This is a genomic window from Heyndrickxia camelliae (assembly GCF_002844575.1).
Taxonomy (GTDB): domain Bacteria; phylum Bacillota; class Bacilli; order Bacillales; family Bacillaceae_C; genus Margalitia; species Margalitia camelliae.
This window is the reverse complement of the sequence record NZ_PIQO01000012.1, coordinates 74,158-93,697: the sequence shown is the minus strand read 5'-3', so window position 1 is coordinate 93,697 and position 19,540 is coordinate 74,158. Positions and strand designations below refer to the sequence as shown.

23 protein-coding genes and 1 riboswitch are annotated in these 19,540 nt (G+C 36.0%); of the genes, 17 read left to right on the top strand and 6 right to left on the bottom strand.

Translation table 11 applies throughout. The features are described from left to right. Positions 1-55: 55 nt before the first annotated feature. The 4 genes from CWO92_RS15400 to CWO92_RS15385 all read left to right on the top strand — a co-directional run bounded on the left by CWO92_RS15400 (position 56) and on the right by CWO92_RS15385 (position 2,418). Complete coding sequence (locus tag CWO92_RS15400; RefSeq protein WP_101355103.1) at positions 56-667, top strand: GNAT family N-acetyltransferase; 612 nt, start codon at positions 56-58, stop codon at positions 665-667. A 156-nt stretch (positions 668-823) separates the two neighbouring features. Next, a complete protein-coding gene (locus CWO92_RS15395) occupies positions 824-1,108 on the top strand; it encodes a hypothetical protein (RefSeq protein ID WP_233270051.1) in 285 nt (94 codons plus the stop codon). Positions 1,109-1,506: 398 nt separating this feature from the next. Continuing rightward, entirely contained in the window at positions 1,507-1,956 is a 450-nt protein-coding gene (locus CWO92_RS15390) for a GNAT family N-acetyltransferase (RefSeq protein ID WP_101355102.1), read from the top strand. A 15-nt stretch (positions 1,957-1,971) separates the two neighbouring features. Beyond that, positions 1,972-2,418 (top strand): GNAT family N-acetyltransferase, encoded by a 447-nt coding sequence (locus CWO92_RS15385; protein ID WP_101355101.1) that lies wholly within the window; start codon positions 1,972-1,974, stop codon positions 2,416-2,418. Between the two features lie 32 nt (positions 2,419-2,450). Here the strand turns inward: CWO92_RS15385 and CWO92_RS15380 are convergent, their stop codons facing one another. Next, positions 2,451-3,713 (bottom strand): ATP-binding protein, encoded by a 1,263-nt coding sequence (locus CWO92_RS15380; protein ID WP_158176723.1) that lies wholly within the window; start codon positions 3,711-3,713, stop codon positions 2,451-2,453. Positions 3,714-3,927: 214 nt separating this feature from the next. Between CWO92_RS15380 and CWO92_RS15375 the strand changes: the two genes are divergently transcribed. From CWO92_RS15375 to CWO92_RS15350, 6 genes are all read left to right on the top strand, one after another. Continuing rightward, positions 3,928-5,319: an amino acid permease gene (locus tag CWO92_RS15375; RefSeq protein WP_437177557.1), complete on the top strand. Its 1,392-nt coding sequence runs from the start codon at positions 3,928-3,930 to the stop codon at positions 5,317-5,319. Between the two features lie 115 nt (positions 5,320-5,434). Next, positions 5,435-6,685, top strand: coding sequence for a DUF445 domain-containing protein (locus CWO92_RS15370; RefSeq protein WP_235851621.1), 1,251 nt, complete (start codon positions 5,435-5,437; stop codon positions 6,683-6,685). A gap of 131 nt (positions 6,686-6,816) precedes the next feature. After that, positions 6,817-7,671, top strand: a complete 855-nt coding sequence (locus tag CWO92_RS15365) for a manganese catalase family protein (RefSeq protein ID WP_101355099.1) — start codon at positions 6,817-6,819, stop codon at positions 7,669-7,671. 269 nt (positions 7,672-7,940) lie between these two features. Next, a complete protein-coding gene (locus CWO92_RS15360) occupies positions 7,941-8,903 on the top strand; it encodes a helix-turn-helix transcriptional regulator (protein WP_101355098.1) in 963 nt (320 codons plus the stop codon). A 452-nt stretch (positions 8,904-9,355) separates the two neighbouring features. After that, entirely contained in the window at positions 9,356-9,820 is a 465-nt protein-coding gene (locus CWO92_RS15355; protein ID WP_101355097.1) for a DinB family protein, read from the top strand. 11 nt (positions 9,821-9,831) lie between these two features. Beyond that, entirely contained in the window at positions 9,832-10,353 is a 522-nt protein-coding gene (locus CWO92_RS15350) for a DinB family protein (protein WP_101355096.1), read from the top strand. Positions 10,354-10,381: 28 nt separating this feature from the next. Here CWO92_RS15350 and CWO92_RS15345 read toward each other — a convergent pair whose 3' ends face one another. Continuing rightward, positions 10,382-11,596 (bottom strand): multidrug efflux MFS transporter, encoded by a 1,215-nt coding sequence (locus CWO92_RS15345; protein WP_101355095.1) that lies wholly within the window; start codon positions 11,594-11,596, stop codon positions 10,382-10,384. A 144-nt stretch (positions 11,597-11,740) separates the two neighbouring features. On the opposite strand from CWO92_RS15345, the gene CWO92_RS15340 reads away from it, so the two are divergent. The 3 genes from CWO92_RS15340 (at position 11,741) to CWO92_RS15330 (ending at position 14,093) form a co-directional block, all read left to right on the top strand. Beyond that, positions 11,741-12,622: a LysR family transcriptional regulator gene (locus tag CWO92_RS15340; RefSeq protein WP_158176721.1), complete on the top strand. Its 882-nt coding sequence runs from the start codon at positions 11,741-11,743 to the stop codon at positions 12,620-12,622. Positions 12,623-12,725: 103 nt separating this feature from the next. Then, positions 12,726-13,652 (top strand): ketopantoate reductase family protein, encoded by a 927-nt coding sequence (locus tag CWO92_RS15335; RefSeq protein WP_158176720.1) that lies wholly within the window; start codon positions 12,726-12,728, stop codon positions 13,650-13,652. A 75-nt stretch (positions 13,653-13,727) separates the two neighbouring features. Next, entirely contained in the window at positions 13,728-14,093 is a 366-nt protein-coding gene (locus CWO92_RS15330) for a VOC family protein (RefSeq protein ID WP_101355092.1), read from the top strand. A gap of 270 nt (positions 14,094-14,363) precedes the next feature. On the opposite strand, the gene CWO92_RS15325 is transcribed toward CWO92_RS15330, so the two are convergent. Further along, positions 14,364-14,750, bottom strand: coding sequence for an HIT family protein (locus tag CWO92_RS15325; RefSeq protein ID WP_101355091.1), 387 nt, complete (start codon positions 14,748-14,750; stop codon positions 14,364-14,366). Between the two features lie 110 nt (positions 14,751-14,860). Between CWO92_RS15325 and CWO92_RS15320 the strand changes: the two genes are divergently transcribed. Next, a complete protein-coding gene (locus CWO92_RS15320; RefSeq protein ID WP_101355090.1) occupies positions 14,861-15,175 on the top strand; it encodes a DUF3892 domain-containing protein in 315 nt (104 codons plus the stop codon). A gap of 50 nt (positions 15,176-15,225) precedes the next feature. Here CWO92_RS15320 and CWO92_RS25015 read toward each other — a convergent pair whose 3' ends face one another. Together CWO92_RS25015 and CWO92_RS15315 are read right to left on the bottom strand one after the other, a co-directional pair. Then, a complete protein-coding gene (locus CWO92_RS25015; protein ID WP_106426831.1) occupies positions 15,226-15,372 on the bottom strand; it encodes an FbpB family small basic protein in 147 nt (48 codons plus the stop codon). Between the two features lie 392 nt (positions 15,373-15,764). Next, positions 15,765-15,947: a hypothetical protein gene (locus tag CWO92_RS15315; RefSeq protein WP_101355089.1), complete on the bottom strand. Its 183-nt coding sequence runs from the start codon at positions 15,945-15,947 to the stop codon at positions 15,765-15,767. Positions 15,948-16,177: 230 nt separating this feature from the next. Between CWO92_RS15315 and CWO92_RS15310 the strand changes: the two genes are divergently transcribed. Next, complete coding sequence (locus CWO92_RS15310; RefSeq protein ID WP_101355088.1) at positions 16,178-16,651, top strand: LptM family lipoprotein; 474 nt, start codon at positions 16,178-16,180, stop codon at positions 16,649-16,651. Positions 16,652-16,785: 134 nt separating this feature from the next. Here CWO92_RS15310 and CWO92_RS15305 read toward each other — a convergent pair whose 3' ends face one another. Next, complete coding sequence (locus CWO92_RS15305) at positions 16,786-17,631, bottom strand: bifunctional 5,10-methylenetetrahydrofolate dehydrogenase/5,10-methenyltetrahydrofolate cyclohydrolase (protein WP_101355087.1); 846 nt, start codon at positions 17,629-17,631, stop codon at positions 16,786-16,788. A gap of 51 nt (positions 17,632-17,682) precedes the next feature. Then, positions 17,683-17,768, bottom strand: a riboswitch (ZMP/ZTP riboswitch). A 249-nt stretch (positions 17,769-18,017) separates the two neighbouring features. Between CWO92_RS15305 and CWO92_RS15300 the strand changes: the two genes are divergently transcribed. Beyond that, positions 18,018-18,521 (top strand): DoxX family protein, encoded by a 504-nt coding sequence (locus CWO92_RS15300; protein ID WP_101355086.1) that lies wholly within the window; start codon positions 18,018-18,020, stop codon positions 18,519-18,521. 130 nt (positions 18,522-18,651) lie between these two features. Continuing rightward, positions 18,652-19,428, top strand: coding sequence for an NUDIX hydrolase (locus tag CWO92_RS15295; protein WP_101355085.1), 777 nt, complete (start codon positions 18,652-18,654; stop codon positions 19,426-19,428). The last annotated feature ends 112 nt before the right edge of the window (positions 19,429-19,540 follow it).

Genomic DNA, 19,540 nt, shown 5'->3' with positions numbered 1-19,540 from the left:
CCTTATTTTTAGAAAATTCAGGTATAATGGATAAAAAAAATAAAAAGGTGATTGGATGGAAGTGGAAAAAATTTATGCGGCATTACCAGTTTTGGAGACAGAGCGGCTTTTGCTTCGGAAAGTGACGTTAGAGGATGTAGAGGATATTTTTGCCTATGGATCGAAAGAAGAAGTAACGAAATATGTAACGTGGGATAGGCATCGTTCTTTAGCAGATACAGAGGAGTTTGTACGGTTTGTTTTAAATCAATATGAAAACAATAAAGTATCTCCATGGGGAATTGAATATAAGGAAAATGGGAGATTAATAGGTACGATTGATTTTGTTTCATGGCAGCCGAAGCATCATACCGCAGAAATCGGATACGTTATCTCTCCTGACTATTGGGGAAAAGGGATTGGAACGGAAGCGGCCAAGAAAGTAATTGAATTTGGATTTGAAAACATGGATCTAGTTCGAATTCAAGCAAGATGCTTTATTGCAAATATTGGCTCAAGCCGTGTAATGGAAAAGGCTGGTATGTCCTTTGAAGGGATTTCAAGAAAAGTGGCATTTATCAAAGGAGAGCACCACGACTTAAAAGTGTATTCGATTTTAAGAGATGAATTCATGCATAGCAGAACTGTTGAAGGAGGAAGAAGGGAGAAATCTTCAGCATTTAAGTGATAATGTACCAAATATCGAGAAAGAGTTCAAAGAGAGCAATGAGCCATATCGAGCGGGTCTATGGAAATATTTAGTGGATTAGAAAAATCATTAGAGTGGTATTCTATTGCTCGGGCAAGAATACGATTCAAATGAGATTAGTAGACCAGTGTAATTATGACAATCAATCATTATACTGGCTTAACTTTGGATGCCGAACCAAATGGATATCCGAAGCAAATCAAGCCTTCCGGGAATCCGCTTTTTAATTTTCGTACGAATGATATTGATGTGGCTTATGAATATGGATATAAGATTGAGTCTGCTATCTCTCGGTTTGATCATTTTGTCTTTTTTACCGTGAGTGACCCGGATAAAAAATTTTATTATGATTTGTATAGGTTAATGATTCTATTCCTTGAGTCTGATTTTTTGAATCAGACTTTTTTGAATATGAGATGACTGAATTCCGCGTTTCGCGTATACAGGTTTCGATTTTCCTAAAAAATGCTTATTTCCTCATTTTTTGCGGAGCCAGCGTTCATAAAACACCTCAATTGCTTACTTTTTCACAGATAACGAAACCCGTTGTCATCAGTAAAAAAACAAAAAAACACTGCGATTAACAAATATGGATATTGCAGTTGTACAAAAAGGGTTATCCACTTATCTAGTATGGCCTACTATTTTTGTATGTTGATCTTTTATCGGTTATTTTCATGGTTAATACAATAAATAAGGCATGCGGGCTCACCTCCTGCCTTATTGTTATTTCAAAGATAAAAACCTTCCACATCCGTTTTAGAATTTCAAAAAAGGACTTTTGACAGTCGTATCGAATTATTAAAAGGCACCTACTCATGTATAAGGAGATTATAAAAGTGGAAAAGTTAATTTTTCGTTCTAAATGGAATAATGAGGACGCTCCGTACCTTCGAGAAAAGTTAATCGAATATAATATGCAGTTTCTTTCCAATAAAGAAATAGCCTTTGTGAATGAGGAAGTTTGTATTACTGTTCATGATGAAAAAGGAAGTATTCTTGGTGGGATTTCGGGAAATACGAAACTTCATTGCCTTTTTATTCAATTTTTATGGATAGATGAAAGTTTAAGAGGTAAAGGAATTGGGGCAAAACTATTAAAAACGATAGAAGAACTAGCTATTGAAAAGGGGTGTAAGATGGTAAGGCTGGATACCTTTAGCTTCCAGGCACCAGAATTTTATAAAAAGCAGGGTTATGAAGTGTATGGAACAGTGGAGGACTTTCCGGAGGGTTATACACATTATATGTTATTAAAAAGAGTTTGATAGGAGGCTCAAAATATGACCATTGTCTTTGATAGAGCTACGGAAGGGGAGCTAATCGAAATATTTGATTATGCGGGACTAAATAGACAAGAGGCAACTGGGATTACAGCCGACAATCACCAAGAAGAAATGATAAAAGCCTATGAAAATTCTATTCATCACGGTGCTTATTTTTTAGTAGCAAAAAAAGCGGGCTTTCTAATGGGGTGGGTATTAATCGATAAGAGTTCGGATTGGTTTACGGGTGAGGAAATTGGCTGGATTAGTGATGTATATGTAAAAAGAGAATTCAGAAGGCAAGAGGTTGCAACACAATTATTAGAAAAAAGCTTATTGCATTTTAAACATTTAGGTTATTCAGATGTTCGATTGAATGTATTCTCTTTTAATGAAAGTGCTATTCGTTTATATGAAAAGTTGGGTTTTCAAGATGTTTGTAAATTTATGAGAATAGAAATTTAAAAAAGGCTGGCAGAACCTATTGCCAGCTAAGATTATATCTTGAAAATCCTCGGGAATGTCAAGTGAATGACGGATCCTACCCCCTTAGTACTGCTAACGCTTATTTTTCCTGCCATTTCCTCTGTGATTTGTCTGCATACCATTAGACCAAGCCCTGTGCCTTTCTCTTTGGTAGAATAAAAGGGTAGCCCAAAACGATCTATTGATTCTTGACTCATTCCTATGCCATTATCTGCAATCGAAATTTGGACATGCTTTTGAGTGACATTTAATTGTATCGTAATTTGACCATTTCCACTGGTAGCTTCGATTCCGTTCTTGATGATATTAATAAACAACTGCTGTACTCGGTTACTGTTTCCCTTAATATGAACCGGAAGTTTATGCTGGAAATCTATTTTTACATTATTAAGTGTTGCAAATGAGGAGAGAGACCTGATAGCGTTTTTTATTTCCATTGTTACATCTAAAAGGGAGTTTTTTTCTGGTGATTGATTTTTTCCCAATGCAAGATAATCGGCAATAATCGCATTTGCGCGATCCACTTCTTCGATACAAATTTTTATGTATTCCCTTTCAGAAAGGGATAACCTGTTTGAGGACTGTAATATTTGCATAAAACCCCGTATACTTGTCATAGGGTTGCGGATTTCATGGGCAACACTTGCTGCCAATTGCCCAATGACATTAAATTTTTCCGCTTGCTGAATTTCATTAAATAAATATATCTTTTCAATATGTAATTCAATTAAGTAAATAATGATCCAAATAAGGATAGCGTTTTCAAGAACATACGCCATATAGATAATTAATTTTTTTAATGTTAAAGCCTCAGATAGTATGATGGTGCCGACGGTTGGAATCAATGCTGAGAAAATCCCTACGAAAACAATAGAACATACTAGTTTTCCTTTTAATGAATAGGTGAAAAATTTGCCTTTCCATTTCAATAGAAGGATACTGGCTAATAATAAAATAATAAAATTCGGATACATACCAGTTCCGCTAAGAATGATGCGAATAAGAATATAGTATAGGGTTATACCGATGCCAGTTATATTTCCTCCGTATATAAATGCCAGATACCATGGAACAAGCCTTAAATCTAGCAGTCTTCCGTTATTTATTTGAATGGCGAAAGAAAGTGATAATGTAATAGCAATCGCGCACGTAAGGCCGAACAAGAGTCTATGTTTTATATCACTTATTTTTTCTTTTACAAGTACCAAATAAATAACAAATGGAAAAAGCACCATTAAAACTTGCAGTAAGATGTTGTCCCAGTGAAAATCCATATTCTGTACTCCTTCATCGACAATAACATACATATTTTTTATTCTATGTCGACATAGAAATCTCCTTTTTGTTAAACTAAATATTTTTAATCTTTAAACTATTATAGGTGTACCCCTAGTAGAGACATTTGTTTTTTTAGATTGGAAAATGTATAATAGTGAAAAAAATATAACTGGATATTTGCAGGAGAATACTAGATAAGAGGGTGATAGCGTGACAGAAATAACGAAGGAAAGGAATTTAGAAAGAGGTTTAAAGAACAGACATATTCAATTAATTGCAATTGGCGGGGCAATTGGAACAGGGTTATTTCTTGGAGCTGGAAAATCCATTCATCTTGCTGGTCCTTCCATCATGCTGGTTTACTTAATTATCGGCCTTTTTCTATTCTTTGTCATGCGTGCCTTAGGGGAATTATTATTATATAAATCTACTACAGGTTCTTTTACAGAATTTGCGCAAGAGTTTATTGGACCGTGGGCTGGTTTTATTACGGGCTGGACATATTGGTTCTGTTGGATTGCCACAGGAATTGCGGAAATAACCGCTGTCGGAATGTATGTGAAATTTTGGCTACCCCATGTTCCACAATGGATTCCGGCATTAATATGTGTGCTCGTTTTGCTTCTCATTAATTTAGCTACCGTGAAGGCTTTTGGTGAAATAGAATTTTGGTTTGCGTTAATTAAAATCATCGCGATTGTCGCATTGATTGTTATCGGATTTGTTCTGGTAATCATGGGATTCGAGAGTCATGAAACTAAGTCGACCGTTACAAACCTATGGAATCACGGCGGATTTTTTCCGAATGGCTCGTCTGGATTTTTACTTGCCTTTCAAATGGCTGTTTTCTCCTTTGTGGGTATCGAGCTTGTTGGAGTTACGGCAGGTGAAGCTGAGGATCCGCAGAAGACACTTCCAAAAGCGATTAATAGTATTCCTATTCGGATTATCATTTTCTATATAGGTGCTTTATTTATGATTATGTCGATTTACCCTTGGAATGGGGTAGATCCTGAAAGCAGTCCTTTTGTAAAGGTATTTTCCTTAATCGGAATTCCTGCAGCGGCTGGTGTCATTAACTTTGTTGTTCTCACTTCGGCAGCGTCTTCGTGCAATAGTGGAATTTTTAGTACGAGCCGTATGCTATATACTCTTGCAAATGAAGGAAAAGCACCAAGAATGCTTAAACATTTGAATGATCGAAATGTACCGGCACCAGCATTAATTTGTTCGACATTGGTGTTATTAGTGGGAGTATTGCTTAACTATTTATTACCGGATAAGGTCTTTACTTTAGTTACCAGTATTTCAACCATTTGCTTTATTTGGGTATGGGGTGTCATTATTGTGTCCCATATGAGATATCGAAAATTAATGCCGGATAATGCGAAAACGAATCCTTTTAAAATGCCTTTGGCACCATTTTCCAGTTGGATTGTACTTGCATTCTTTGTTTTTGTCCTTATATTACTTGGCTTTGCACAGGACACTAGAGTAGCTTTATTCATCACTCCAATATGGTTTATCCTTCTTGTAGTTGGTTATTTAGTGATGAAAGCAGCAAAAAAGAATGGATCTAAAGATAAACCGTCTGCTCTGTAGGCGGTTTTTTGATTGACTTTAAGCGTGAAATAACATAACAATAAAATGAAGAAGAAACTCGAAATATGGAGATAATGTACATTATAGTCTCATAATTAAGGGAGAACGATGATTGGTGAAACAAAAAAGAAATTCTAGATATTTGGCAAGTCTTTTTCTAATTGTAATGGCAATAGGGTTTATCATTACCATCCCTTTTCAAGAAAACATCATTGGCAGGCTTTTGCAAGGGGCCTTTGAAGCTGGAGTTGTTGGAGGGTTGGCAGATTGGTTTGCAGTAACTGCCTTATTTCGTCACCCGTTAGGTATTCCGATTCCACATACGGCGCTTTTACCAAATAATCGAAAGCGTATGACGGAAGCAGCTACGAATCTGGTGGAGAACAATTGGCTTTCGAAGGAAAGCATTCAATCAAAGATTGCTCAAGTTCGTATTACAGATAAGTTATTGCAAGAGCTTGAAAAAAATTTGGATTCGAAAATCGTAAGTAAGGGTATTTCCAGTTTCGCAAAAAAAATCGTAACGCAAATAGATGTGGATAAGTTAGCTAGTATGCTGGAAAAGGAAGTAAAAAGCAGGGTCCATGCGTTTGATGTGAAAACTCTGCTAGAATTAGTAGTAGATAAAATCCTCGTTGGCCAATATGATGAAAAAACTTTTGATTATTTGTTGGTGGAAGTGGAAAAATGGATTTCAAAGCAAAGCACTCGAGATCAGCTTGGTAGCTTAGCTGTACAATTAATCGATAATGCGGATGTTGATGGTTTTGTTAAATTCGCCATTAAGTCATTTCGCAATCTAATTAATGAAGAAACACTTGGCAATATCATTTATAAACTGGTTACAAAAGGCGTTGATGATCTTCGAAACAGTGATAGTAAAAATAGAGCTGTCTTGCTTGGGAAGGCACGTACATTTTTGGAGGGCCTAAAAGAAAATCAACAGGTTATATCAGAGATTAATCATTGGAAGATTAGTTTTCTGCAAAAATGGGATGGTAAAAAGCAAATTGTTAACATTCTAAAGGAAATACAAGATAAGCTAATAGTATTTATTGAAGATGACCAATTAGACCTTTATATCTATCCGTTTTTAACAAAGCTGTTAGAAGAATTAAAAGCAGATCAAACTAAAATAGATCAAATCGAGCAATGGATTCATAAGCAAGTAATGGGTCTTGTGGAAAAAAATCATTCCAAAATCGGTAGTCTTGTAAGAGAAAATTTGGATAAGCTCGATAATGAGAAGCTAGTGGAACTAGTGGAAACGAATGTTGGCAAAGATCTGCAATGGATTCGGGTCAACGGTGCGGTTTGTGGATTTATTATCGGGTTGGTTCTAACAATTATTAAAGTATTGATTTAGCAACAAAGCCTTATAGAAGGGGAAATGACTTTCTTTTCTATAAGGCTTTGTTATCTAAAAAAAATATAAAGAATATTTAATCCTCCTTATACAGAAGATAATGGCGTTAAAACAATTTTAGGAGGAATACAATGTATTTTTATAAGGAAGATTTAATCAATATGATTGTTCCGGATAAACCGGATCCACAAGCAGCAAAGGTTCTTCAAGAAACCTTGGGAGGACGGTTTGGTGAAATGAGAACCATGATGCAGTTCTTTTTTCAAAGTGCCAATTTCCGAGGCCCTGCCAAACAGTATCGCGATTTAATCAGAGGGGTTTTTCTGGAGGAAATAAGCCATGTTGAATTGGTGCAAACAACGATTAATCAACTGTTAAATGGTTCAGGTGAAGAAGGGGTAGGCAATTCTGGAACAAATGGAGCTCCTTTGGAGGAGGCCATTAAACATGCTAACCCGCATCATTTTATTATGGGTGCTCAGTCCTCCCTTCCAGTAGACGCAGCAGGAAATCCGTGGAATGGTAATTATGTATATAGTCATGGAAATTTAATTAGTGACTTACTTGATAATCTCGTTCTTGAATCAACTGGTGTGTTACAAAAATCCAGAATTTATGAGATGAGTTCGAATAAGACGTTCAGAGAGACTTTAGCTTTTCTCATTGTACGTGACAATGCTCACCAAAATGCATTTGCAAAGGCGTTAGAAACTTTAGGAGTTGATTGGGCCAAATTATTTCCTGTACCGAATTATGATATTAATAAGTATCCAGAGTGTAGAAAATATGTTGAAAAGGGATTTCATAATGCCCAATTCAATTTTCGCTTGGATGAAACGCGGATTGGAGAGATATTTCAGGGAGAGTCTCCAAGCAGAAATTCTGGCCAGCTAAGTGTTGTTGATCCTCCACAAGGCTATCCTGTACCTGAACTTCCAATAATGCCAAATGAACATAGTCCAGGATTATACGATTTAAATTCGTAAAAAATAATAACTTTGATAAAGCAAATGGGCGTCTCCACTCAGTGTAGAGACGCGACTCTTTTATTATTTCAAAACTATGTAAATTTGTTTCAAATTTACTGCTAAGCCTCAATCCATTGGATGGGGCTATTTTTTATTTAGACCATCACTCTAAATTTCAATTAAATGAGATTAAATTGAAATAAATAGAAGGAAAATCCATTTAAAGATAAGAATATTAACCTTATATATTTGTGACGGGTAAGGAATATATTAAGGAGTAAATGCTAATGTCTAAATCCGATAATATGTTGTCAATTCTATGGCTATTAAAATCGAGAAAGCAAATGACGGCTAAACAGATTGCTGAGGAATTAGAAATTAGCATTCGGACAGTATACCGTTATATCGATTCCTTATGTGCAAGCGGGGTACCTATAGTTGCTGACTCTGGTCATAACGGCGGCTATCGTTTATTGGAACACTTTCATGAAGCTCCTTTATTTTTTGATTTAGAAGAACAAAAGGCACTTATCCATGCAGCAAAATATGCGAAAGAAGCAGGCTATCCATTTGGTGATGCATTAGAAGCTGCGGTATCAAAATTAAAGTTTTATACAAATGAAGAGCAATTAGAAAAAATTAATCGCCATTCCATCGGATTTGATGTCATTCATTCCCCTATTCACACACCCAAAACAAGAACCCTCCAACTATTGGAAGAAGCTGTTGCAAATGAAACAACCCTTTCCATAGAGTACATAAAAGGGAATGGTAAGGAACAATCCAGTAGAGAACTTGATCCATATGGGCTCTTGTTCTGGAAAAATAAATGGTATGCCATAGCATTTTGCCATTTACGTAATGAGATTAGAAGTTTTCGGGTCGATAGAATTATTACTATCGAAGTGACCGATCTAACGTTTGAGCGTCCATCAGAATTTTCAGCGCGCCGATTTTTCATGAATAGTATTCTGCCTAATATTCAGGACCCTGCAGAATTAATCTCTGTTCGTATACAAGGACAAACATCCGCTATTGATAGCCTTTGTGAGCATTGGTTATTAGGTCATGTCTTAATAGAAAGATCTGTCCATGATGTACATTTTAAGTTGGATAGAGATTTGATTTCCTTCTATTTGCCGTATTTAATTTTATCCTATGGAAAATCCATCCAAGTAAAAGAGCCAATCTTTTTAAAAGAGAGATTGATAAGCATCACCATGGATCTTAATAATTTTTATCAAAAATAAGCTTCACTGACCAGAATTGTCAGTAAAGGTAGGTTATGATAACCAAAGCATGATAATAGGAGGGAAATTAATTTGGTTTTGGAGTTTTAATAAATGATTTTTAAAAAAAGTGTTGAGTTTTACAAGGATGTATTACAATTCAAGTTGAATGGAATCTTGAATATGTAATATACACAAATTTCAATTTAGGAAGTACTAACTTAGGGATTTATTCTAAAAAAGTAATGGCAGAGGCTCTTAACGAAAGGGAATCCTTAGCGAAAATGCCTTCACCTTTATCCATTGTATTAGATTTTGGAGTGGATAATGTCGATGAGGCATACAAGGAATTGTGTAGTAAATTATAAAAAAACCCGCATGACAGAAGTGGTTGGAGCGCGCATGTTGCTTACTTGGAAATCCAGATGGTTATTTAATTGAAATTTATACCTCATTAGTAATGGAAAAGGAGAGTGAATAGATTGGAGGAATATATCCAAAGCTGGTTAAAACATCGCACGGTGCTTAATGAAATACTTTGTCTAATTAAAGATGAGCACATGTATTTTAAACCTTGGGAAAGGGCGTTTTCACTCAGTGAGCTTACTTTGCATATTGCTAATTCCATGGATATGTTTGTGCAGACAATTAAGAATGGCTCCTTTAAAATCTCCCCTGTACCAAATTATGAAACAATGGATGATGTACGACGAATTGTAAGTGATTATACAGAAAAAACAAAGGGAGATTTAGCAACGCTTCGTAATCAGGATTTAGAAAATATGATTGGAATTAATGGGTTTTATGCATCCGGGAAAGTTTGGCTTGAAAATGCTAAAGATCATGAGATACATCATAAAGGTCAATTGTTTACTTATGCACGGATGATTGGTGTAGAAAAGCTTCCGTTTTTTCTAAAACAACCGGAAAAAAGATGAGGAGGGATATTGTGGATCAGCAATTGACAAAGATTTATGATTATCATGTTTGGGCAAATCAAAGGGTATTTACGAGGTTAAAGGAAATACCGGATGAAGTGTTAGAGAAGAATATTCAAAGTGTATTTCCGTCTATTTTAGATGCCGCCAAACATATTTATAGAGTGGATGTGGTTTGGTTAAATGTTATGATGGAGAAGAGCTTCGATGAGGTTACAGCATTAATGGCGGTGGAATCGGAGAAAATAAAAACGATGACTTTCGCAGACCTTGAAAATGCTTATAAAAATATAGCAAATGAATATAAAAAATTCTTCTCTAGCTTAGGTTATAAGGACCAACCTGTTGTTACTGAACATCCTCAGTTCGGAAAATTAGAATCTACTGTGTCTGAGTTGGTGCAGCACGTATCCAATCATGGAACGTATCATAGGGGTAACATTACAGCAATGTTGAGGCAACTAGGATATCCGGGAGCATCTACAGATTACATATTTTATTTGTTTGAGAAACAAACAGAAGAAGCACGCTAATTTCAGCGTGCTTCTTCGGATTTTAATGTCAATGACTATGGGACATGCTTCCTCTTCTAGATCCGGAACCAATGTGATTGATGCTGTATACCCATAATGCATTAATCAATAATAAGGCACTTGTGGTAAAGAATACATAGTGAATGCCAAATATTCCAGCCATCTGTCCACCTAAAACAGATCCACCGAGGGTACCGATGTATTGGGCAGATTGATTATATCCGAAAATACGGCCAACTACTTCATCTGGTGAATTTTTTCTAACCAGGTTATTGATAGATGGCAGTAATCCCGCTGTTGCAAGTCCGAGGCAGAAACGCAATCCCATTAACTCCCAAGGCGATTTTACAAAGGCCTGAGGAATAAAGATAATTCCAGCTACAATTAAAGCACCAATGAGAATTTTTCTGGATCCGATGCGATCGGCAAGCTTTCCTAATCTAGGTGCCGCAATAATATTGGCAAGTCCGGAAGCAGCTACCACCATTCCGGCAATCAGCGATAAATGCGCGATATTTGGTGATAATTGTTTTACATAAACGGTAATTAAAGGCTGAATGGACATATTGGCAATTTGCAAAATAAACGTACTAGCAAACAAGGATACTAATAATCTTGTATTTGGAACAAGCTTCCATACCTGTTTAAATGGCAATGGGGTTTTATGAACAGGTTTAAAGTCCTCTTTTATTAGAAATAGACAAGCAAAAAAGGCTATCAATAATAAAAAGCTTGTTAAGACAAAACAACTCCGAATTCCCGAAAACTCTGCTAAGAGTCCACCCAATAGCGGTCCTAGAAGACCACCGCTGACAGATCCAGTCGAAAGAGTTCCAAGTGCCCATCCTGATTTTTCCTTAGGCGTTTGTGTAGCAACTAAGGTGACCGCAGCTGATATATAACCGGAAACAGCCCCCATCAACATACGTAAAGCAAGTAATTGGTACACGTTTTGAACAAACGCCATTACAAATACAACGATTGCCATCCCAAGGCTCGCACGTAAAAGCATTAATTTTCTTCCCTTTTTATCAGCAAGCTTTCCCCAAATTGGTGAAACGATTGCGGAGAGTAAAAAAGTGGATCCGAATATTAATCCTGACCATTTTTCAACATCTGAAGTAGCATGTACCCCAAGATCTTCAATATATAAAGGCAGCATTGGGGCTATCTGACTCATTCCCGCAGCTGTCACAAATGAACCAAACCAGCATACAAATAAATTTCGTTTCCAATTTTCCATATGAACACCTTTCTTATATGTTGGAATTTATTTCGAATCTCGTAATAATTTATACCCTTTATCATACTCCAAATTATTGATAATGACTAATATATGTATTACTATCTGCTTATAGGTTGTGAGTTATTAATGGAGGAGAATATATTGGATTTATTGCAATTGAGGTATTTTCAAACAGTAGCGCAATTTGAACATATGACAAAGGCTGCAAAAAAACTAACGATTGCCCAGCCTTCCCTAAGCCAAACAATTTCCCGTTTAGAGGATGAACTCGGGTTTACCCTTTTTGATCGAGAGGGCAGAAATATCAAATTAAACGATTATGGAAAGATCTTTTTAAAAAGAGTGGATAGAGCATTCTCAGAATTAGACTCCGCCAAGCTCGAAATGGAGGAACTCGCTGGAGAAAGCGAAAATCGCATTTCTCTGTCTGTTATGCATACGCCACTACTGCCGAATATTATTAGCCAATTTCGTGCGGAATATCCATTAGCAAAATTTCAAGTTAGTATGCATTCACCATTTCGGCTGGCAGATCAATTGGAAAAGGGTGAAATTGATTTATGTGTAACTTATTTTCCAATTGAGGAACAGGGGATCGGCTGGACGAATCTGTTGGAGGATGAGGTTTTTATTGTTGTACCAGAAAATCATCCTTTAGCCAACAGAGAAAGCATTTTATTAAAAGAGGTGGCAGACGAACATTTTATACACATGGAACCAACGAATCCATTTCGAATATTGACCGACCGATATTGCGAAAAGGCGGGCTTTACTCCTAATATTGCCTTCGAGCTGGAAGAACCGGGCTCGATTCAAAGTTATGTGGAGGCAGGACTAGGCATTTCCTTTTTAACCGAGCATACACTACGCTACGCCCATCACGACAAAATTGTCCCACTGCATATTGAACAGCCAAACTGTACGCGAACCATCGGCATGGCATGGAAGACTGAACGGTATACCTCGAAGGTCGTCAGGGAGTTCCGTGAATTTATGGTGGAGTATTTTAAAAAGTTGAGTTAAATAGTTTCCTTATTCTCCTTAGGTGACTGAGGATTCAGAATCATATGAAAATGTGGTGGGTTGGTATAGAATGAGATTAAGATGGATTAAAGGGAGGAATAGTATGCATACAGTGATATTTGGTGCAGGTGCTGTTGGTGGTTATTTCGGAGGTAAGCTAGCAAGTGCAGGCTATCCAGTTACTTTTTTTGTTCGTGAGAGACGCTTTGAACAATTAAACAAACGTGACTTAAGGGTTATGAGCTATCATGGTGATTTTACGATTACCCCTACTCTTGCGGTAAATAGTGATGAAATCGAACATCCCGATCTTATTATTCTAGCTTTAAAAAATTACCATTTAGAAAATGCACTTCCTCAATTAGAAGCCTTGGTTAATAAAGGTGCCAAAATCTTACCTTTGCTTAACGGCGTTCAACATATGGAAATATTAGTGAATCAATTTGGGGTAGAGAATGTTTTAGGGGGAGTATGCTACATAGAATCTACACTTAACCAAGAAGGGGATATTATTCAAACAAGCCCTATGCATGATATTGTCTTTGGTTCGTTAAAAGACCAGCAATCTTCATTTTTAAATAAAATAGAGGAAATGTTTAAACAGGCTAATATAAATATTGTCCAAACAGACAATATTATTGTAGAAATGTGGAATAAATTCATCTTTCTAGCTACTCTAAGTGGAATTACATCTGCAACTAGGCAACCGATTGGCATTGCATTAAATGATTTCGCAACGAAGTCATTATTAGTAGATTTAATTCAAGAAATCTATCAAACTGCTATTTGTCTTCAGATACCATTGGCTGAAGATACGGTAGAGAAAATTACGAAAAAAGCGGAGGGGCTGCCGCCTGCTATGACATCCTCCATGCACCGAGACCTTGAAAAAGGACTGCCTATAGAGGTGGAAAGTTTACAAGGATATATTTTAAAGCAAGCGACAAAGAATGGCATACAAGTACCAGTCATTCGAGCTATTTATTCCCTTCTTCATCCTTATACGAATGGTGTACCCCTAAAGTCATGACTTTAGGATTTTTATAAGTTTTGGAAAATGATTATATATAGGTGTAGAACTATTTAGTGATAAGGGGGGAACTAATTGGATCAAAGTTTAATGAGAGTAGGAACAACCTATATTCCAGTAAAGGATGTAGAGTTGTCTACTGAATGGTATGTGGAAAAACTAGGTGCATACCTCAGTTACAAAGATTCTGATAAGGCAATTATCAATCTTGCAAACCAAAGCTTTTTCTTAGTGAAGTCCGGGCACGGCCAAAGCTCCAATTTCATCGATGCAGAAGGAAATGTCCGATTTTCTCTTACATTTGAAATGGAGCGTGTGGAGGCATTGGAGAAATTGCAAAGCAATTTTAAAGATAGAAATAGGAAGGTTGGAGAAATTGAGAATCGGGGGCATGCCGGCCGGAACTTTTATGATTTGGACGGAAATATATTTGATGTTTAGAGCGAGTTGAGTCCAAGGTTTAAAAAATGGTAGTTCTGACACTGTAGAGAAAAGTGGAACGCATGCAATGGGGTAACATGCGTTCTTAGTCGTTTCAACTTTTTCCTAAATAACACTGTTTTCGGGGGGAGCGGACACAACGTACGCAAAATCACAAAGTAATATAGCCTGTAGCTGAATAACGAATCCTCTGATTGATAAAATCCCAGGTCATCATTAATATCACAAATAAACGGTACTCATGACCGCGCAGATTTGTATGACGAACTTTTACTTAGATCGTTTATTATTTTGGCTTTTTATCCAATGCCTTATTCCTTTTCCTGCAAAAGGTTCATCCTCATATCGTGGCACCACGTGCAAATGTGCATGCGGAATACTTTGACCGCCAGTAGGATAGCAGTTCCACCCTACATTGTAACCATTTGGTGCATATTGTTCATCCAAAAGGTATTTTGCTCTTTGTAACAGGGAATAGGTCGTTATCCATTCCTCTTCTGTTAAATCAAATACTGTTTCCCGATGTTTTCTCGGAATTATTAGACCTGAACCAATTAGTATTTCCTGTGGCATTTGCAAAAACATGCAATGCTCATTTTCTAGAATGATTTTTTGATTTTCAAATGAGAAAGGATTGCAGAATGGACATTCTTTCATCATATCACTCCCTTTTTGTAATTTTCACACAAGTGGGGTAGGAATGACAATAGTGTAGCTTGTACATAATATACTCTCAAACGATGAAGAATAAAAAGGGAGGTATTATCATGGAAGATAATTATTTTGATAAAATCTATCAAGAGTATCGGGAACAAGCCATGAACCAAGCAAAAATGGAGGCTGACAGCCAAAATCTAATGGGAAAAGAAGAAATTGTGGCGGTAAAGAAAAATGATGATGGAGATATCATCGCATTTAAAACGAATACTGGTCGTGAGCTGGATTATATCACTGCTTTGGATGAGGCTAAAGCAGGGAAAATAGCTCATATAGATGTGTTTCATAGATATGGGCGAGACATTATTCGCAGTGAACCAGATGGGATAGAAGAGAATAATTTAGACAACTTGCCTCCATTTTAAAGCGGGACATTTTGTTCCGCTTTAAAATGTTAGGGCATTCAAATGTTTAACTAGTACTTGGCTAATTTTTCATCCAACTTCTTTTCTAATTCGTTAATAAACTTTGCATCTTTTTCCATCATTTTTTTATTTGCATCTATTAAATCATGTAAGTTGAATGATTTAGCATTGTGTAGTTTTCTAAGTCTTGTTTTCATTGCAATCTCCAATCTAAAAAAATCGATATTATTTTTCTATAATTTATTATAATATAAAAAATCTAAATAAACCATATAGTCAGTTTATTTTCACAAATTCTTAACAAAGATATAAAATTCCAATGTATCTATTCTTGATTTAGATAATGCTAAATGGTATAAATGATGCTTTGTATATTTTGGAGTGATACGGGCCGTATTGGAAATGGGAACAATCGCAAGAAAATAAAAATCAATGTAAACTTCATGAAACAGGCATCAATGACGATGAAGAATAAAAAAATGATGCCCATCGAGTGAAGGGCTATGTTTTGGTGTTTTATTAAAGAATAGTAATCGGTAGTTTTTTATGAGGTGTTATCGAAAATACTCTTACTACGCAATCTTATGATTTATTGATTAGCTTGGTCTTCAGAACTAATACCTATGGAAGGATCTTTTTCATCGTAGTGGTATTTAATATTATTACCAGCAATATTATAGATCCCCCTCTTTACCGGTGAAATGAAGAAACCGATAATTACTCCAAAAGAAAATGATAATGATGATAACAAAAAGACCTCTTTTTTCTTCAATTTAATCCCCTTTCTGGCATATCTACGCTGGCACGTTAAAGCCATATAAGCTTCTTTTTCACTCCATAGGAAATAATTTTAATTCTATAAAATAATATGATAGTATCGTTAAAATTATGATAATTGTGGGGCTGTGGAGGAAATTTAATATGTGAATGGAATGAGAGAAATAGTCATTACATAATATGTTTCCGAATCCCTTTTCAAAAGCATAAAAAAGGAGGATTAATTTGAAAAATATATTATGCAGTATTGTTTTAATAGTATTGATTATTTCTTTAAGTGGTTGTATGGGAGATAAGGAAATAAGCTCTTCCATAAACATACCAAATATTAACGACTATACTGTTTTATATATTCAAAGTGTTGATAAAAATGGTGCTGCAAGTGAGTCCACAAGTAAATATATTACCGATAAAAATGAAATTGAAACATTTATAAAGAAAGTAAATAAGATGGAAGTCATAAAACCATCTAATAAAAAGTTTATTAATAAGAGCAAAGAATTGAATAAACAAGGGAATTATATGATTGTCTTATCTGATTCAAAAAAGATGGACCATGAAATGTACAGTATGATCTTTTATGAGGATGGAAGTATCCATTTCGAAAGTGAAGATGAAAATAAAATAATATACGTATCAAAGAAAAAACATCCAAGTCTATTAAAAGAATTGAAGTCAGATTTTCATGTAACTTTTTAAGAGTTTTTGAACTTCACAAACGCAATGGCACCATTATTCTTATGTTAATTTTTACTTATTTTAGCAATTACTCAAAAAAGAAAACCCGCCATATGGCGGGTTTTACTTGTCAAAATGGATTATTTACTTACTTACTACTTTATATTAAGAGTTTCTTCTGCAGCATCAACAGTATGCTTCAAAAGCATCGAGATAGTTACAGGTCCAACTCCACCAGGAACCGGTGTAATCGCACTGGCATTTTCGAGACATGCCTCGTAATCAACATCGCCAATATTGCCTTTATTATAACCGGCATCTAATACAACTGCGCCTTTTTTTATCCAATCACCTTGAATAAAATTAGGTTTTCCTACAGCTGCCACCACAATATCACCTAATTTAACAACCTCTGCCAAGTTGGATGTCTTAGAGTGGCAAGTTGTAACAGTGGCATTTTTATTTAAAAGTAGAGCAGAAACTGGTTTTCCTAAAATTGGACTTCTGCCAATGACTACAGCATGTTTGCCCTCAATTGGTATATTGTAATAATCCATGATTTCCATAATCGCGGCTGGAGTGCAGGAAGGGTATTTTCCAAAGCCAAAAGCAGTTTGGCCGTATCCAAAGCTTGTTACACCATCTACATCTTTGCGAATATCAATGGCTTCAAATGCTTTTCGTTCGTTAATATGAGATGGAACCGGATGTTGGAGAAGAATACCGTGAACGGTTTCGTCCTCATTTAATTCTTTAATTTTCGTCAAAAGTTCTTCTGTAGTGGTTTCCTTTGGGAGGTGTATTCTTAGTGATTTAATCCCTAGCTTTTCACAAGCATTTCCCTTCATTCTTACATAGGTTTCAGAAGAAGGATCATCTCCTACTAAAATCGTAGCAAGGCATGGAGTTACCCCTTTGTTGACTAGATTTGCAACTCGATCCTTTAAGCGATCTTTCACATTTTGCGCTACAACTCTTCCATCTAATATTAGATTTTCCACGTTCAAACGCCCCCTTAAATAATAAAAGAGACAAGGATAGTGTTATCTCCTTATCTCTGCCCAGACGACCCGACTATATAATAAACACAGCTCCCATGTGGTTAATTCCACGTATGTCGTCAGTTACTGCGTTAAAAAACAATTGGATAGTTGAATCTTATCATATTAGGATAGCATCTTCAATATCAGTAGTGGCAAGGGGTTAATCTTGTTGAATATTTTGTGAACGGTATTGTAAAACGATTCTAATGCGTATATAGTATAGATATAGAAAGTTAGTGAAAAATTTCACAAACTTTCACCCTAAGCTAGCTGGCTTGAAAAAAATGTCTATATTTTTTTAAATCACTTTGTGAATAACTTCACAAACAAAAGGAGATAGTGTCATGAAATGGTTAAAAGGACCCAAAATGGCAATAGTATGGACAGTTTTACGGATTTGGCTAGGATTACAATGGATGGAAGCTGCAACGGAAAAGTTAACACATGGATTTAATGCTATGGGATTCCTGCAAGGAGCTCTAGCAAATGCAAAAGGGGATCATCCTGCAGTGCAAGGATGGTACGCAAATTTCTTACAGCACTTTGCAATTCCCAATGTAGAGTTGTTTAATCACTTGATTCCAATTGGTGAACTGTTAGTAGGTATAGGATTAATTCTTGGTATTGCTACCATCCCAGCTCTCATTGCAGGTGCATTTATGAATTTAAACTTTATGCTAGCTGGAACTACAAGTACTAATCCAATTTTATATACAATCGCAATGATGCTAATGGCTGCTGGAACAGCGGGTTATTATTATGGAATAGATAGAATCCTTTTACCGAAGATAAAAAGTTGGATAAAAGGCAGGAAAATAAATCGTCATCATCATGCCTCAGTTCATTAATAATTAGGGAGTGGAACTTTCCACTCCCTTTAAAATTGTGTACAGTATTGCTATTGTTGGAACGAAAATGACAAATATGCATAATTTGGATATAATTACATGAAAATGACAGAATTTTCAGGAGGGTTCAATGGCGATATTTCGTAAGAAGGTATATAAAGTCTCACCAGAAAATGTTCAGGTATTCACCGATTTCTTTCATCAATATCTTTACCCCAACCAAATGAGGTACGGTTCAAAATTAGTAGGCAGATGGGTCAATGAAAAGCAAAATGAGATTATGGCCATATGGGAATATGAAAGTATAGAACAATATCATAATATTGAACAAAAAATACGAGAATCGGAACGACATAGACAAGCCCAAGAAAAAAGAAAAGAGCTGGGGAATTTGTATATTGAAAGCTCTCAAGAATTCTTATCCACAACCGGAAACTATCATGATCCAAAACATATTGTATCGGTCAGTGCCTATATTACCAACGAGAAGGGGGAGGTTCTTTTAGTTAAAAACTATCATCGTTCTGATACATATGAAATGCCTGGAGGTCAAGTGGAGGAAGGGGAATCCCTTCATGAAGCGATTTGCAGGGAAGTTGTGGAGGAGACGGGTGTGGAAGTAAAGCTATATGGGATTACCGGCATTTATCAAAGCCTAACGAGTAGAATTTTTTGCATCGTTTTTCGTGGTGAATACGTATCAGGTACCCCTAGGCCAGCTGAAGGGGAAACACAGGATGTTCTTTTTACAAGAGTGGACCAAGAAAATGTTGATCAATGGATAAAACGCCCACATTTTAAAACAAGATTACTAGATGCGATACAGTCTAATTACATTCCTTACGAGTCATTTAAGGTGAGACCGTATGAATTAATTGAGCGCTATGAAGCAATACAGGAAGATTAATCGTTGATGGATTGGAAGGAGATCAGGAACAAAAGCGTCATGGATCTAATACGAAAACTGCTTGGCTATTTCAATGACAGTTGTATAAAAAAATGATTTATGATGAAAGCTA

Bases quoted from the DNA above. Each gene is read 5' to 3' on its own strand.
- CWO92_RS15400 (WP_101355103.1), top strand. From the start codon at position 56: ATGGAAGTGGAAAAAATTTATGCGGCATTACCAGTTTTGGAGACAGAG.
- CWO92_RS15395 (WP_233270051.1), top strand. From the start codon at position 824: ATGACAATCAATCATTATACTGGCTTAACTTTGGATGCCGAACCAAAT.
- CWO92_RS15390 (WP_101355102.1), top strand. From the start codon at position 1,507: ATGTATAAGGAGATTATAAAAGTGGAAAAGTTAATTTTTCGTTCTAAA.
- CWO92_RS15385 (WP_101355101.1), top strand. From the start codon at position 1,972: ATGACCATTGTCTTTGATAGAGCTACGGAAGGGGAGCTAATCGAAATA.
- CWO92_RS15380 (WP_158176723.1), bottom strand. From the start codon at position 3,713: ATGGATTTTCACTGGGACAACATCTTACTGCAAGTTTTAATGGTGCTT.
- CWO92_RS15365 (WP_101355099.1), top strand. From the start codon at position 6,817: ATGTATTTTTATAAGGAAGATTTAATCAATATGATTGTTCCGGATAAA.
- CWO92_RS15360 (WP_101355098.1), top strand. From the start codon at position 7,941: ATGTCTAAATCCGATAATATGTTGTCAATTCTATGGCTATTAAAATCG.
- CWO92_RS15345 (WP_101355095.1), bottom strand. From the start codon at position 11,596: ATGGAAAATTGGAAACGAAATTTATTTGTATGCTGGTTTGGTTCATTT.
- CWO92_RS15335 (WP_158176720.1), top strand. From the start codon at position 12,726: ATGCATACAGTGATATTTGGTGCAGGTGCTGTTGGTGGTTATTTCGGA.
- CWO92_RS15325 (WP_101355091.1), bottom strand. From the start codon at position 14,750: ATGAAAGAATGTCCATTCTGCAATCCTTTCTCATTTGAAAATCAAAAA.
- CWO92_RS15320 (WP_101355090.1), top strand. From the start codon at position 14,861: ATGGAAGATAATTATTTTGATAAAATCTATCAAGAGTATCGGGAACAA.
- CWO92_RS25015 (WP_106426831.1), bottom strand. From the start codon at position 15,372: ATGAAAACAAGACTTAGAAAACTACACAATGCTAAATCATTCAACTTA.
- CWO92_RS15300 (WP_101355086.1), top strand. From the start codon at position 18,018: ATGAAATGGTTAAAAGGACCCAAAATGGCAATAGTATGGACAGTTTTA.
- CWO92_RS15295 (WP_101355085.1), top strand. From the start codon at position 18,652: ATGGCGATATTTCGTAAGAAGGTATATAAAGTCTCACCAGAAAATGTT.